Here is a 13,522-nt window from a genome sequence, read left to right on the forward strand (position 1 = left end):
ATTTCTCTTTGTGTTTTGGTGCGGACCGTTTTATCCGCTGGGGGCAAAGGCGCAAGCGGTTCGGGCATCAAACAAGATTGCCGTTTGCAACATGAAACGGCGAAAACCCGCCGAGGCAGGAGACACGATGCGCACTGTAATCTTCGATCTGGACGGCACTTTGGCCGATACGTCGGGTGATTTGCTGGCCGCCGCCAACCATTGCTTTCGCGAAATGGGGCACGGCGACGTGTTGGTGCACAAACAGGACGCAGCGGTTGCCTTGCGGGGCGGCCGGATGATGCTGACGCATGGGCTGAAGCGGGTCGGAGCCTATGATGAGGACACCGTCCTTGCTTATTACCCAACACTGCTTGAGGCATATTCACAGGCCATCGACACCCATACCGAATTCTACCCCGGCGCGCTGGAGGCGGTCGAGGTTCTGAAATCCGCAGGATACGGTGTCGGCATCTGCACCAACAAGCCAGAGGCTCTGGCGGACCAGTTGCTGAGCCAGTTGGGCGTGCGCGGATTGTTTGCCTCGCTCATCGGTGCAGACACGCTGCCGGTGCGCAAACCCGACCCTGAGCCTCTGCGCGAGGCCGCGCGCCGGGCCGGAGGACATCCTGACCTCTGCGTTCTGATCGGGGATTCCGACACGGACCGCAACACCGCGCGGGCGGCGGGCGTTCCGTCGGTCCTTGTTACCTTTGGCCCGTCGGGTGACGATATGGCGGCACTGGAGCCCGAGGCCCTGTTGCACCATTTCGACGACCTGCCGGACCTTGTGGCCGGATTGATCGGTGCGGCGGCCTGATCTCTTGACCCGAACGGTTTGCGATATCAGAACGAACTTATGACAGAGATATTCACCGGCAGCTTCACCCAGCAGGAACCAATCCCGGAAGAGGCGATTGAGGCCGCTTTGGCCGTGCTGCGCCACGGCCGCCTGCACCGCTACAACGTCGCGCCCGGTGAACTGGGCGAAACTGCTTTGCTGGAGCAGGAATTCGCGGCGCAGATGGGGGCCAGATATTGCCTGGCGGTTTCCTCCGGCGGGTATGCGCTGGCGACCGCATTGCGGGCGGTTGGGGTGCAGCCGGGCGATCCGGTGCTGACCAATGCATTCACGCTGGCGCCGGTGCCGGGTTCGATTGCCTCGGTGGGTGCACGGCCGGTCTTTGTGGGCGTGACCGAGAACCTGACGATTGATCTGGATGACCTAGCAGCCAAGCTGGATCAGGCCCGTGTCCTGATGCTGAGCCATATGCGCGGGCATCTGTGCGACATGGACCGCCTGATGCAACTGTGTGATGCCGCTGGTGTGATTGTGATCGAAGATTGCGCGCACACGATGGGGGCGGCGTGGCGGGGACAGGTGTCCGGGCGGCAGGGGGCGATCGGCTGCTATTCCTGCCAGACTTACAAACACGTCAATTCCGGTGAAGGCGGGTTGCTGATCACCGATGATGAGGAACTTGCGGCCAAGGCGACGATGCTGTCGGGATCCTATATGCTGTACGAACGACATCTTGCCGCGCCGGGCCCGGAGGTGTTTGAACGGATCAAATACACAACGCCCAATGTCTCGGGACGGATGGACAATCTGCGCGCGGCGATCCTGCGCCCGCAACTGAAGGATCTGGATCGGCAGGCAGAGCGATGGAACGAGCGCTATGCCGAGATCGAAGCCGGTCTGCGCGATACGCCCGGACTGCAAATTGTCGACCGCCCGGCGGAAGAAACTTTTGTCGGGTCGTCGATTCAGTTCCTTTTGCTGGACTGGTCGCCTGAACGCATCGCCGAAGTGATCCGGCGTTGTGCGGCGCGTGGCGTCGAACTCAAATGGTTCGGCGGGGCCGAGCCGACCGGGTTTACCTCGCGCTATGACAGTTGGCGGTATGTCGACAGCGAACGGATGCCGGGCAGCGATCGGGTTCTGGCCGGCATCATGGACATGCGTGTGCCGCTGACCTTCTCGCTGGAAGATTGCCGGTTGATCGCGCGGATTATCCGGGCCGAAGTCAGCGCCGTATTTCAGTCGTGATCCAGCGGAGTGCGCTTGCAGCGCACGCTTTATGGTTTGAGTGACGCCGCCCCGGGGGGCGGCGTTTTGCGTTTTGAGCCCTGTAAAACTGCAAAGATTGACCGGGTGAGGATTTGCTGTTATCCAGTTATTGAACACTTGTTCATTAACGCGGAAGAGGAGAACGCGTATGTTCATGGCGAACATGCAATTTGATCTGGGCGAGGACGTGAACGCATTGCGCGAAATCGTGCATCGCTGGGCGCAGGAACGGGTCAAGCCCATGGCGGCAGAGGTGGACAAGTCCAACGCCTTTCCCAATGAGCTTTGGAAAGAGATGGGCGAGTTGGGCATGCTTGGGATCACGGTGCCCGAGGAATATGGCGGGGCAGGGATGTCTTACCTGGCTCACACGGTTGCGGTCGAGGAAGTGGCGCGGGCGTCAGCCTCGGTCTCGCTGTCTTACGGTGCGCATTCGAACCTGTGTGTGAATCAGATCAAACTGAATGGCAATGATGAGCAGAAGGCGAAGTATCTGCCGCGCTTGATCTCAGGCGACCATGTCGGTGCGCTGGCAATGTCCGAGGCGTCGGCAGGGTCGGACGTGGTGTCGATGAAGCTGCGCGCGGAGAAGCGCAATGATCATTATCGGCTGAACGGCAGCAAGTACTGGATCACCAACGGTCCGGATGCGGACACTCTGGTCGTCTATGCCAAGACAGACCCGGACGCGGGCTCAAAGGGGATTACGGCCTTTCTGATCGAGAAAGAGATGAAGGGCTTCTCCACTTCTCCCCATTTCGACAAGCTGGGCATGCGTGGATCGAACACGGCTGAGCTGATTTTCGAAGACGTCGAGGTACCGTTCGAAAACGTTCTGGGCGAAGAGGGCAAGGGCGTGGCCGTCCTGATGTCAGGGCTGGATTACGAACGTGTGGTTCTGGCGGGTATCGGGACAGGGATCATGGCCGCCTGTCTGGATGAAATCATGCCGTATCTGGCCGATCGGAAACAATTCGGCAAACCCATCGGCAGCTTTCAACTGATGCAGGGCAAGATTGCCGACATGTACACGGCAATGAATTCCGCACGGGCCTATGTCTATGAGGTCGCAAAAGCCTGCGACCGCGGGGATGTGACCCGCCAGGACGCGGCGGCCTGCTGTCTCTATGCATCGGAACAGGCGATGACACAGGCGCATCAGGCAGTACAGGCGATGGGCGGGGCCGGGTTCCTGTCAGATTCGGCCGTCAGCCGAATCTTCCGCGACGCCAAGCTGATGGAAATCGGCGCTGGCACCAGCGAAATCCGCCGGATGCTGATCGGGCGGGAAATGATGAACGAAATGCTCTGAGAACAACGCCCCGCCTGGCAAGTCGGCGGGGCGCTCTATGAATGGGATCAGAAGCGATGGACGTAGGATACGCCGACCAGCCAGGGGTCGATTTCTGCGGTGCCGATATCGGTACCGTCCAGCGAGACATCCGAGTCGATGTCGAACCAGCGCACGTTCAGCCGCACAGCGCCTTTTTCGGTGACCATGTAATCCAGACCGGCCTGCAGGGCGACGCCGACCGAATTGTCCAGCTCCAGATCGCCCAGAGCCGAGCTTTCATCGAAGAAGATGGTGTAGTTGATACCTGCGCCGACATAGGGCTTCCAGGCGCTGTTGGTCGGGAAGTGATAGTTCAGCGACAGGGTGGGTGGCAATTGTTTGACGGTGCCCGCATCAATGCTGCCACCCAGGGTGACATCATGGCTGAACGGGGTCGCGGCCAGCAGCTCAACGCCCAGGTTGTCCCGGACAAAGTATTCAGCAGTGAAGATCGGACGTGTGTCCGAGCTCACCTCGGCGTCGAAGCCGGCCATCGTACCGTTGTCGGATTTCGGGTCGAGGTAGCCAACACCGAAACCGACGGTCCAGTCACCCTGGGACTGGGCAATGGCAGGCGCAGCAAGCGCAACAAGCGCGGTGGAAAGGGTCAAAGCGGCGAGTGTTTTGGTCATTTTTTGGCCTTCGGTTTTGTTGATGACCGGGTTCTGCCGAAACCCCCTGCGGCTAACCCTGATCTGCATCAAGTTCCTGTGAGTTCGCGAACCGGTGCGTTCGGGCGAACTTGCAGAAAAATAAGGGATTTCAGCCATGTATCCCGCTGACCGCATACCGGGATTGCAAAATAATGGGGACTGGGCAGTGCCGGATCGCCTCAACATGGCGCGTCAATGCCTGTCGCATTCTGATGATCGGACGGCGATCTTTGATCTGACAGACGGCGGGTGCAGACCCGTCAGCTTTGGTCAGCTGCACCGCCTGACAGACGGCATCGCTCAGGCGTTGTTGAAACGGGTGAGCCCGGGTGACAGGGTCGGGGTTCTTCTCAGCCAGTCGCCCTTCTGCGCGGCGGCACATCTGGCGATCTGGAAGATCGGCGCGATTTCTGTGCCTCTGTTCAAGCTGTTCAAACGGGACGCGCTGGCCTCTCGCGTTGGGGATGCAGGGGCGCAAATTGTCCTGACGGATGCCGAAGGGGCCGCGTTGCTGGGTGATCTGGCCCGGCCTCTACTGGTGGACCGAATTGCGCCCTATGACGGATTGCTGCCCTTTGCGGATACCGGTTCCGAGGACCCGGCGGTACTGATTTACACCTCGGGCACGACGGGCAGCCCCAAGGGTGCGTTGCACGGACACCGGGTTCTGACCGGGCACCTGCCGGGCGTGTCGATCAGCCACAACCATCTGCGGGATGGCGACTGTCTCTGGACACCCGCCGACTGGGCCTGGATCGGCGGGTTGTTCGACGTGCTAATGCCGGGGCTGGCGCTGGGTATCCCGGTCGTCGCGGCGCGGCTTGAGAAATTCACGCCCGAAGCCTGCGCCGATGTGATCACGCGGGGCGGGGTGCGGAACGTCTTTTTTCCACCGACGGCGCTGCGGATGCTGAAAGCGGCGGATCAGGCGATCCCCGATCTGCGTTCGGTCGCGTCAGGCGGTGAACCTCTGGGGGCCGAAATGCTGGCGTGGGGCGAGAAGGCGTTTGGCCTGACGATCAACGAGTTTTACGGCCAGACCGAATGCAACATGGTCGTCTCTTCCTGTGCTGAAGACTTCCCCGTTCGCCCCGGATGTATTGGTAAGCCGGTGCCGGGGCATGCGGTGGCGGTAGTTGATGACCACGGCAACCCAACGCAGGAAGAGGGCGATGTGGCCATCCGGCGCGGCTCGGCCTCGATGCTGTTGGAATATTGGAACCGGCCCGAGGCGACTTCCGAGAAATTCCGCGGCGACTGGCTGATTACCGGCGACCGCGGCGTGTGGGAGGGCGACTATCTGCGCTTTGTGGGCCGCGACGATGACGTGATCACCTCGGCCGGTTATCGCATTGGCCCGGCGGAGATCGAGGATTGCCTGCTGACCCATCCGGCAGTGGCAACGGTTGGCGTGGTCGGAAAGCCCGACCCGCTGCGGACCGAGATCGTAAAGGCTTATGTCGTGTTAAAACCGGGGGCCGAAGCCTCGGGGGCAGAGTTGCAGGATTGGGTCAAGGACCGTCTGGCGCAGTATTCCTATCCGCGCGAGGTGACCTTTCTTGAGGAACTGCCGATGACGGTGACAGGGAAGGTGATCCGCAAGGAATTGAAGACGCGAGCTGCGGGGGAGTCCAGTGAATGAAACACATTATGCTCGCCTTTTCTCTAATTTTGGCAGGCGTTTGCACGGTGCGGGCAGAAAGCTCGGGTAATCCGATCGAAGTATTGGAGTGGTTCGACGGTTGCGCGCTACTAACCCAGCATAACAATGGAATGACCATGGATACCAATTGTATTAGTATCGCCGTCGACTATTGCACAATAGGCCGTGTCGTCGAAGAACGGGTGCAATGTCTTGTCAGACTTACTGAGCATGTCGATGCACTTTCGGCAGAAATCAAATCAACTGTGCCCCAAAGTATTGGAAAGTCGGGCAGAGCGGCACGTAGCTACGAGCGACAGTACCTCCAATTGGTCGAAAGCGTTTTCGATGTTTGTGATGCATCTCCTAGCGAAGAAATTCCCCCAGATACATGGTGCGAAATGTATTTGAAGGCAGGGAGCTGGGTGAATTGGCGGCACCTGCAAAGACTTGCTGACGAGGTAGCCAAATGAAACTCACGTCCAAAGCCATGCCCGCCTCCGAGGGCTTCAAGGCGAACCGCGCGGCCCATCTCGACGCGCTGGCGCAAATCTCTACCGCTGCCGAAGCGGCCCGCATGGGCGGCGGTGAGAAATCCCGCGCGCGGCATGAATCGCGCGGCAAGATGCTGCCACGCCGACGGGTGGCGAACCTGTTGGATCCGGGGTCTCCGTTCCTCGAAATCGGGGCAACGGCGGCGCACGGGATGTATGGCGATGCAGCCCCGGCGGCGGGGGTGATCGCGGGCATTGGCCGGGTGCAGGGGCGTGAGGTCATGGTGGTGTGCAACGACGCCACAGTGAAGGGCGGCACCTATTACCCGATGTCGGTCAAAAAGCACCTGCGTGCGCAGGAGATTGCCGAGGAAAACAACCTCCCATGTATCTATCTAGTCGATAGCGGCGGCGCGAACCTGCCCAATCAGGATGAGGTCTTCCCCGACCGCGACCACTTTGGCCGCATCTTCTACAACCAAGCGCGGATGAGCGCTAAGGGCATCCCGCAGATCGCGGTGGTGATGGGCTCGTGCACGGCGGGCGGGGCCTATGTGCCTGCAATGTCGGATGTGACGATCATTGTCAGGGAACAGGGCACAATCTTTCTGGCCGGCCCGCCTCTGGTCAAGGCCGCAACGGGGGAGGTGGTAAGCGCCGAGGATCTGGGCGGCGGCGACGTCCACACCCGCCTGTCTGGTGTCGCCGATTATCTGGCCGAAGACGACGCCCACGCGCTGGCGCTGGCACGGCGTGCGGTGGGGTCCCTGAACCTGCGCAAGCCGCAAACGGTGGATTGGGCCAGTCCCGAGGACCCGGCCTATGACCCCGAGGAAATTCTGGGTGTCGTCCCTGCCGACCTGCGCACGCCCTATGACATCCGCGAGGTGATAGCACGGTTGGTCGATGGCTCGCGCTTCGACGAGTTCAAACCGCGTTTTGGTGAGACGCTGGTGACCGGCTTCGCCCATGTCAAAGGTTGCCCGGTCGGGATCATCGCCAATAACGGGGTGTTGTTTTCCGAGGCCGCCCAGAAGGGCGCGCATTTCGTCGAACTGTGTTCGCAGCGCAAAATCCCGTTGGTTTTCCTGCAGAACATCACCGGTTTCATGGTGGGCCGCAAATACGAAAACGAGGGCATCGCGCGGCACGGGGCCAAGATGGTGACGGCGGTGGCCACGACGAACGTGCCCAAGATCACAATGCTGGTGGGCGGGTCGTTCGGGGCCGGAAACTATGGCATGGCGGGCCGCGCCTATCAGCCGCGTTTCCTGTGGACCTGGCCGAACTCGCGGATCTCCGTGATGGGCGGTGAACAGGCCGCAGGCGTTCTGGCCACGGTCAAACGTGACGGGATCGAACGGGCAGGCGGCACTTGGTCGGTCGAGGAGGAAGCCGAATTCAAACGCCCGACGCTGGAGATGTTCGAGGAACAGTCACACCCGCTTTATGCATCCGCGCGCCTTTGGGATGACGGCATCATCGACCCGCGCAAAAGTCGTGACGTGCTGGCCCTGTCACTGAGCGCCGCCCTGAATGCCCCGATTGAGGAGACACGTTTCGGCGTGTTCCGGATGTGATGATGACCGATCTGGAACAACTGAAAATCCGCTATCCGGGCGCGCAGACCTTCAAATTTGGCGACAGCGCTCAACTCAGTGCTGAGCTGCTGGCGTTGGTGCGATCAGGCCGGAAAACGGCAACTTGTGGTGCTTTGCGCGACTACCCAGAAGGCAGCGCCGACGTACCGGTCGTGGGGCGGCGGGATATTGCGCTGGAATGGGATGATCGCCCGGCTTTGGTGATCGAAACGGTTGAGGTCTCGACCTGCCGCTATTGCGATGTGACGGAAGACTTCGCGTTGGCCGAGGGTGAGAATGAAACGCTTGAGGGGTGGCGAGAGGATCATCGCCGGTATTTCGAACGAAATGGCGGGTTTGATCCCGAGATGGAATTGCTGTGCGAACGGTTCCGCCTTGTCGAAGATCTGGCGGGTAAGAGGTAAGCCATGTTCAATAAAATCCTGATTGCCAACCGGGGCGAGATTGCCTGCCGTGTCATGGAAACGGCGCAGAAGATGGGCGTGTCCTGTGTGGCCGTTTATTCCGATGCAGATGCCTCGGCCAAGCACGTTCAGATGGCGGATGAGGCGGTGCATATCGGCGGTGCGGCCCCGGCAGAGAGCTATCTGAAGGGGGACGTCATCATTCAGGCCGCGCGCGATACCGGCGCGCAGGCGATCCATCCCGGCTATGGCTTTTTGTCCGAAAACCCCGATTTCGTGGATGCGGTCGAAGCGGCGGGTCTGGTGTTCATCGGACCTTCGGCGGATGCAATTCGCAAGATGGGTCTCAAGGACGCCGCCAAGGTCCTGATGGAAAAGGCGGGCGTGCCCGTGGTGCCCGGCTATCACGGTGACAATCAGGATCCGGAACACCTGGCGGGGGCCGCGGATACGATTGGATATCCTGTTCTGATCAAGGCCGTCGCCGGCGGTGGCGGCAAAGGCATGCGGCTTGTCGAGCGCCCCGAAGATTTCGCATCGGCGCTGGACAGCGCCCGCGGCGAGGCGCGAACCGCCTTTGGCAATGACGCGGTGCTGGTTGAGAAATTTGTCGCCAAGCCGCGCCATATCGAGGTGCAGGTATTTGGCGATGGTACGCAGGCGGTACACCTGTTCGAACGTGATTGTTCGCTGCAAAGGCGACATCAGAAAGTGATCGAAGAAGCCCCGGCCCCCGGCATGACACCCGAGATGCGCGAAGCGATGGGGCTTGCCGGCGTCAGAGCGGCCGAGGCCATCGGTTACAAGGGCGCAGGTACGGTTGAGTTCATCGTCGATGCCTCGGACGGGCTGCGCCCTGATCGGTTCTGGTTCATGGAGATGAACACGCGCCTGCAAGTGGAACACCCGGTGACCGAGGCGATCACGGGCGTTGACCTTGTGGAATGGCAATTGCGCGTCGCGTCGGGCGACGCCCTGCCGATGTCGCAGGACCAGCTCTCGATCTCGGGCCACGCGTTTGAGGCACGTCTTTATGCCGAGGATGTGCCCAAGGGTTTCCTTCCGGCGACAGGCACGCTGACTTATCTGCAGTTCCCGCCGGGTTGCCGCGCCGACAGCGGAGTGCGCGCGGGCGATACGATCAGCCCGTGGTATGACCCGATGATCGCCAAGGTCATCGTTCACGGGTCCACCCGGTCGGTCGCGTTGGAAAAACTGCACCGTGCGCTGCGGGAAACCGAAGTTGCCGGCACCGTCACAAACCTGGCCTTTCTGGGCGCGTTGACCCGCCATAAGGGCTTTGTAGCTGGCGACGTGGATACCGGGTTGATCGGGCGGGATCTGGATGGCCTGATCGATGACGGGCCGGTTCCGGCAACGATTGCCGTTGCGGCGGCCATGGCTGCGCTTGGTTTGGATGACGCAGGCGACGCGGCCGGATTCCACCTTTGGGCACCATTGCACAAGGCGGTTCAACTGATGGATGGCGATATCCTTGATTTGGACGTTCAGGTTGAAAGTCCGAACCGTCAGACGTGGCAGGTGAAGGGGGAAACCATCATTGCCGAACGCTCTGCCGACCGCTGGCTGATCGGCGGGCAACCGATGCCACCGGTCGCAGTCACGGGCACCCGTGTGACGGTGTTCGAAGGGTACGGCCACGCGTTTGATATCGTCGACCCGCTGGATCGGGATGCCAGCGCGGCGGGTGACACCAACGTAATCGAGGCCCCGATGCCCGGCCTGGTCAAAGCCGTATTTGCGCAAGTGGGGCAGGCCGTGAAGGAAGGCGACAGGCTGGCCATCCTTGAGGCGATGAAGATGGAGCATTCCCTGTTGGCCGCACGTGATGGCGTGGTCGCCGAAGTACTGGCGGATGCGGGGTCTCAGGTTGAGGCCGGGGCCGCTCTGGTCCGGCTGGAGGAGGAATGATCTGTCCCGTTCACGCGCAACGTGGCACAGTCGGTCGGGAATGGTCTAACAGCGAAGGGCACAACCATGGGTGAACAGGTTGAGATTTTTGAGGTCGGGCCGCGCGACGGGTTGCAGAACGAACCGCGTGAGATCCCGGTATCGGAAAAAGTGGCCCTGGTGGATTGCCTCAGCCGGGCCGGGTTCAACCGGATAGAGGTCGCCAGTTTCGTCTCGCCCAAATGGGTGCCGCAGATGGCCGGAAGCGCCGAGGTTCTGGCCGGCATTACCCGGTCCGAAGGCGTGCGCTATGCCGCGCTGACACCGAACATGCGCGGATATGAGGACGCTCTGGCCGCCAAGGCGAATGAAATAGCAGTGTTTGCATCGGCGTCGGAAGGGTTCTCCAAAGCCAATATCAATGCGACGATTGCCGAATCCATCGAACGGTTCACCCCGATCCTTGAGGCGGCGCGCCATATTGACCTTCCGGTGCGCGGATACGTGTCCTGCGTCACCGATTGCCCTTACGACGGTGCAACGCCGCCCGAAAAGGTTGCCGAGGTTGCGGATCAGTTGTTCGCGCTGGGCTGCTATGAGGTCTCTCTGGGGGATACGATCGGGCAGGGTACACCTGACAAGATCGCCCATATGCTGCTGGCGGTCCGGGACCGGGTTCCCATCACAAGGCTTGCCGGGCATTTCCACGATACGAACGGGCGGGCTATCGACAACATAGACGCGGCACTGGCGCTGGGCGTGCGGACGTTTGATGCGGCGGTCGGCGGGCTGGGCGGATGCCCCTATGCGCCGGGCGCAGCGGGGAACGTCGCCACCGAAACCGTCGTGGCGCATCTTGAGCGGCTTGGATACGAAACCGGGGTTGATCTGACCGTTGTGGAAGAAGCCGCGCAGATGGCGCGCGCCATGCGCTCCGAATAGGAAGAAGACATGTTCGAAACGATCTCGGTGACCAAGGATCAACGCGGTGTCGCGACTTTGACACTGAACCGCGCCGAAAAGCACAACGCCATGTCGGCGCTGATGATTTCAGAACTGACACAGGCGGCGGATCAACTGGCGGCAGATGATGCGGTGCGGGTCGTTGTGCTGACCGGTGCGGGCAAGAGTTTCTGTGCAGGCGGCGATCTGGGCTGGATGCAGGACCAGATGGCCGCTGACCCCGACACGCGTTTTGCCGAGGCGCGCAAGCTGGCCGAAATGTTGCAGGCCCTGAACACGCTGCCGAAACCTCTGATCGGGGCGTTGCAAGGTAACGCTTTTGGCGGTGGCGTCGGGCTGGCCTCGGTCTGCGATGTGGCGATTGCCGTGGACAGCGTGAAGATGGGCCTGACGGAAACCCGGCTGGGTCTGATCCCCGCCACGATCGGCCCCTATGTCGTGGCCCGCATGGGCGAGGCGCGGGCGCGGCGGGTGTTTATGTCGGCCCGGTTGTTCGACGCGGCCGAGGCGGTTGAACTGGGGCTGCTGGCCAAAATCGTCTCTGTCCACGATCTTGAAGACGCGGTTGAGGCCGAAATTCTGCCCTATCTGTCCTGTGCGCCGGGCGCGGTCGCCTCGGCCAAGGACCTGGTGCGCACTCTGGGGCCGCGCATCGACGATGCCGTGATTGATGAGACCATCCGGGCCCTCGTGGACAGGTGGGAAACCAGTGAGGCAAGCGAAGGAATCAGCGCCTTCTTCGAAAAAAGAAAACCTGCATGGAAAACTCAGGTTTAGCCTTTGTCTTCCTAGCCTCAACCTTTTGGTTTGAATGCTTCTGCCAGAAGGGTTTGCAAGCGGAATATTAGGTCGCTGCGCGATTGTGTTCGGTTGACCCTCTGACCCCGCGCGGATAGAGAATGTCCAGTCAACACGCCAATTGACGGCGCGCCCTTTTCGGGGATTGCGCAGGAAAGGAGCTATTCGTGGAAGACCTGTTGCGGGAGTACCTCCCGATCCTGGTGTTTCTGGCCGTTGCCGTAGGCCTTGGAATCGTCCTGATTCTGGCAGCCGTGGTTCTGGCCGTCCGCAATCCCGACCCCGAAAAGGTCAGCGCATATGAATGTGGTTTCAACGCTTTCGATGATGCGCGGATGAAATTCGACGTCCGATTCTATCTGGTCTCGATTCTCTTCATCATCTTCGACCTCGAAATCGCGTTCCTGTTCCCCTGGGCCGTGGGATTCCGCGACATCAGCGATGTCGGGTTCTGGTCCATGATGGTGTTCCTGGCAGTGCTGACCATCGGCTTTGCCTATGAATGGAAGAAGGGGGCTCTGGAATGGGAGTGATGACGGGTGCAAACACCGCCGGCGTCGACAAGGAAGTCGCCACCCAGGCCCTGAATGCCGAGTTGCAGGACAAGGGTTTCCTGCTGACCTCGACCGAGGACATCATCAACTGGGCGCGCACCGGATCGTTGCACTGGATGACATTCGGTCTGGCTTGCTGCGCGGTCGAGATGATGCACACTTCGATGCCGCGATACGACGCGGAACGGTTTGGCATTGCCCCGCGTGCGTCCCCGCGCCAGTCCGACGTGATGATCGTTGCTGGTACGCTGACCAACAAGATGGCCCCGGCACTGCGCAAGGTCTATGACCAGATGCCCGAGCCGCGCTATGTGATCTCGATGGGCTCCTGCGCCAATGGCGGCGGCTACTATCACTATTCCTATTCCGTCGTGCGCGGCTGTGACCGTATCGTTCCGGTGGACATCTACGTCCCCGGCTGCCCGCCGACCGCCGAGGCGCTGCTCTATGGTCTGATGCAGTTGCAACGCAAAATCCGCCGCACCGGCACCATCGTGCGCTGAGGAGAGAGCTGATGAGCGACGCACTCAACGAACTTGGCGCACAGCTGGAACTGAAAAGGGCCGATTGCGTTCTGTCCTGGGATGTGACCCATGGAGAGCTGAACGTGGATGTGGCGCCGTCCAATCTGGTGGAATTTGTTGATTTCCTGAAGACAGACCAGAGCTGCAAGTTTTCGACCCTGGTGGACATCACCGGCGTCGACTATCCCGAACGGGCCAAGCGGTTCGACGTGGTCTATCACTTCCTGTCGATGTACCAGAACCAGCGCATCCGCCTGCGGGTTTCGATCCGGGAAGAGGATATGGTACCGTCCCTTGTCGACATTCATCCCTCGGCCAACTGGTTCGAGCGTGAAGTGTTCGACATGTTCGGCATCCTGTTTTCGGGCCACCCGGACCTGCGGCGCATCCTGACCGACTATGGGTTCCGCGGCTATCCGCTGCGCAAGGATTTCCCAACCACCGGCTATACCGAAGTGCGCTATGACGAGGCGCAAAAGCGCGTGGTCTACGAACCCGTCTCGCTGGTGCAGGAATACCGTCAATTCGATTTCATGTCCCCATGGGAAGGTGCGAATTACATTCTGCCGGGGGATGAAAAACAGGAGTCGTAATC

Annotated in this window: 14 protein-coding genes; 13 read left to right on the plus strand and 1 reads right to left on the minus strand. The window is 60.7% G+C overall.

The annotated features are described in order from the left end of the window. Window positions 1-127: 127 nt before the first annotated feature. The 3 genes from ACXAC3_RS09370 to ACXAC3_RS09380 all read left to right on the plus strand — a co-directional run bounded on the left by ACXAC3_RS09370 (window position 128) and on the right by ACXAC3_RS09380 (window position 3,362). Window positions 128-799 (plus strand): HAD-IA family hydrolase, encoded by a 672-nt coding sequence (locus ACXAC3_RS09370; RefSeq protein WP_475159099.1) that lies wholly within the window; start codon window positions 128-130, stop codon window positions 797-799. A 39-nt stretch (window positions 800-838) separates the two neighbouring features. Next, entirely contained in the window at window positions 839-2,029 is a 1,191-nt protein-coding gene (locus tag ACXAC3_RS09375) for a DegT/DnrJ/EryC1/StrS family aminotransferase (RefSeq protein WP_475159101.1), read from the plus strand. A gap of 169 nt (window positions 2,030-2,198) precedes the next feature. Then, window positions 2,199-3,362 carry an isovaleryl-CoA dehydrogenase gene (locus ACXAC3_RS09380; protein WP_475159104.1) on the plus strand — a complete coding sequence of 388 codons (1,164 nt, stop codon included), beginning with the start codon at window positions 2,199-2,201 and terminating at the stop codon, window positions 3,360-3,362. 47 nt (window positions 3,363-3,409) lie between these two features. Here ACXAC3_RS09380 and ACXAC3_RS09385 read toward each other — a convergent pair whose 3' ends face one another. Continuing rightward, window positions 3,410-4,015 (minus strand): OmpW/AlkL family protein, encoded by a 606-nt coding sequence (locus ACXAC3_RS09385; protein WP_475159108.1) that lies wholly within the window; start codon window positions 4,013-4,015, stop codon window positions 3,410-3,412. 136 nt (window positions 4,016-4,151) lie between these two features. Here ACXAC3_RS09385 and ACXAC3_RS09390 point away from each other — a divergent pair, with 136 nt between their 5' ends. From ACXAC3_RS09390 to ACXAC3_RS09435, 10 genes are all read left to right on the plus strand, one after another. After that, window positions 4,152-5,678, plus strand: a complete 1,527-nt coding sequence (locus ACXAC3_RS09390) for an AMP-binding protein (protein WP_475159111.1) — start codon at window positions 4,152-4,154, stop codon at window positions 5,676-5,678. Beyond that, window positions 5,675-6,151, plus strand: a complete 477-nt coding sequence (locus tag ACXAC3_RS09395) for a hypothetical protein (RefSeq protein WP_475159113.1) — start codon at window positions 5,675-5,677, stop codon at window positions 6,149-6,151. The genes ACXAC3_RS09390 and ACXAC3_RS09395 overlap by 4 nt, the downstream gene beginning before the upstream one ends. Then, entirely contained in the window at window positions 6,148-7,752 is a 1,605-nt protein-coding gene (locus ACXAC3_RS09400; RefSeq protein ID WP_475159115.1) for a carboxyl transferase domain-containing protein, read from the plus strand. Before ACXAC3_RS09395 ends, ACXAC3_RS09400 begins: the two co-directional genes overlap by 4 nt. Beyond that, entirely contained in the window at window positions 7,752-8,177 is a 426-nt protein-coding gene (locus ACXAC3_RS09405; protein WP_475159118.1) for an ASCH domain-containing protein, read from the plus strand. Before ACXAC3_RS09400 ends, ACXAC3_RS09405 begins: the two co-directional genes overlap by 1 nt. A 3-nt stretch (window positions 8,178-8,180) precedes the next feature. Then, window positions 8,181-10,109, plus strand: coding sequence for an acetyl/propionyl/methylcrotonyl-CoA carboxylase subunit alpha (locus ACXAC3_RS09410; protein WP_475159120.1), 1,929 nt, complete (start codon window positions 8,181-8,183; stop codon window positions 10,107-10,109). A 66-nt stretch (window positions 10,110-10,175) separates the two neighbouring features. Further along, complete coding sequence (locus ACXAC3_RS09415; protein ID WP_475159124.1) at window positions 10,176-11,030, plus strand: hydroxymethylglutaryl-CoA lyase; 855 nt, start codon at window positions 10,176-10,178, stop codon at window positions 11,028-11,030. A 9-nt stretch (window positions 11,031-11,039) separates the two neighbouring features. Then, window positions 11,040-11,828 carry a crotonase/enoyl-CoA hydratase family protein gene (locus tag ACXAC3_RS09420; protein ID WP_475159127.1) on the plus strand — a complete coding sequence of 263 codons (789 nt, stop codon included), beginning with the start codon at window positions 11,040-11,042 and terminating at the stop codon, window positions 11,826-11,828. Between the two features lie 188 nt (window positions 11,829-12,016). Beyond that, window positions 12,017-12,382 carry an NADH-quinone oxidoreductase subunit A gene (locus ACXAC3_RS09425; protein ID WP_209504455.1) on the plus strand — a complete coding sequence of 122 codons (366 nt, stop codon included), beginning with the start codon at window positions 12,017-12,019 and terminating at the stop codon, window positions 12,380-12,382. Beyond that, window positions 12,373-12,906 carry a NuoB/complex I 20 kDa subunit family protein gene (locus tag ACXAC3_RS09430; protein WP_037307875.1) on the plus strand — a complete coding sequence of 178 codons (534 nt, stop codon included), beginning with the start codon at window positions 12,373-12,375 and terminating at the stop codon, window positions 12,904-12,906. Before ACXAC3_RS09425 ends, ACXAC3_RS09430 begins: the two co-directional genes overlap by 10 nt. 11 nt (window positions 12,907-12,917) lie before the next feature. Beyond that, window positions 12,918-13,520 (plus strand): NADH-quinone oxidoreductase subunit C, encoded by a 603-nt coding sequence (locus ACXAC3_RS09435; protein ID WP_475159130.1) that lies wholly within the window; start codon window positions 12,918-12,920, stop codon window positions 13,518-13,520. The last annotated feature ends 2 nt before the right edge of the window (window positions 13,521-13,522 follow it).

Source organism: Ruegeria sp. ABV4_181 (assembly GCF_056158465.1).

Bases quoted from the DNA above. Each gene is read 5' to 3' on its own strand.
- ACXAC3_RS09395 (WP_475159113.1), top strand. From the start codon at position 5,675: ATGAAACACATTATGCTCGCCTTTTCTCTAATTTTGGCAGGCGTTTGC.
- ACXAC3_RS09380 (WP_475159104.1), top strand. From the start codon at position 2,199: ATGTTCATGGCGAACATGCAATTTGATCTGGGCGAGGACGTGAACGCA.
- ACXAC3_RS09410 (WP_475159120.1), top strand. From the start codon at position 8,181: ATGTTCAATAAAATCCTGATTGCCAACCGGGGCGAGATTGCCTGCCGT.
- ACXAC3_RS09430 (WP_037307875.1), top strand. From the start codon at position 12,373: ATGGGAGTGATGACGGGTGCAAACACCGCCGGCGTCGACAAGGAAGTC.
- ACXAC3_RS09415 (WP_475159124.1), top strand. From the start codon at position 10,176: ATGGGTGAACAGGTTGAGATTTTTGAGGTCGGGCCGCGCGACGGGTTG.
- ACXAC3_RS09400 (WP_475159115.1), top strand. From the start codon at position 6,148: ATGAAACTCACGTCCAAAGCCATGCCCGCCTCCGAGGGCTTCAAGGCG.
- ACXAC3_RS09435 (WP_475159130.1), top strand. From the start codon at position 12,918: ATGAGCGACGCACTCAACGAACTTGGCGCACAGCTGGAACTGAAAAGG.
- ACXAC3_RS09370 (WP_475159099.1), top strand. From the start codon at position 128: ATGCGCACTGTAATCTTCGATCTGGACGGCACTTTGGCCGATACGTCG.
- ACXAC3_RS09405 (WP_475159118.1), top strand. From the start codon at position 7,752: ATGATGACCGATCTGGAACAACTGAAAATCCGCTATCCGGGCGCGCAG.
- ACXAC3_RS09375 (WP_475159101.1), top strand. From the start codon at position 839: ATGACAGAGATATTCACCGGCAGCTTCACCCAGCAGGAACCAATCCCG.
- ACXAC3_RS09420 (WP_475159127.1), top strand. From the start codon at position 11,040: ATGTTCGAAACGATCTCGGTGACCAAGGATCAACGCGGTGTCGCGACT.
- ACXAC3_RS09390 (WP_475159111.1), top strand. From the start codon at position 4,152: ATGTATCCCGCTGACCGCATACCGGGATTGCAAAATAATGGGGACTGG.
- ACXAC3_RS09385 (WP_475159108.1), bottom strand. From the start codon at position 4,015: ATGACCAAAACACTCGCCGCTTTGACCCTTTCCACCGCGCTTGTTGCG.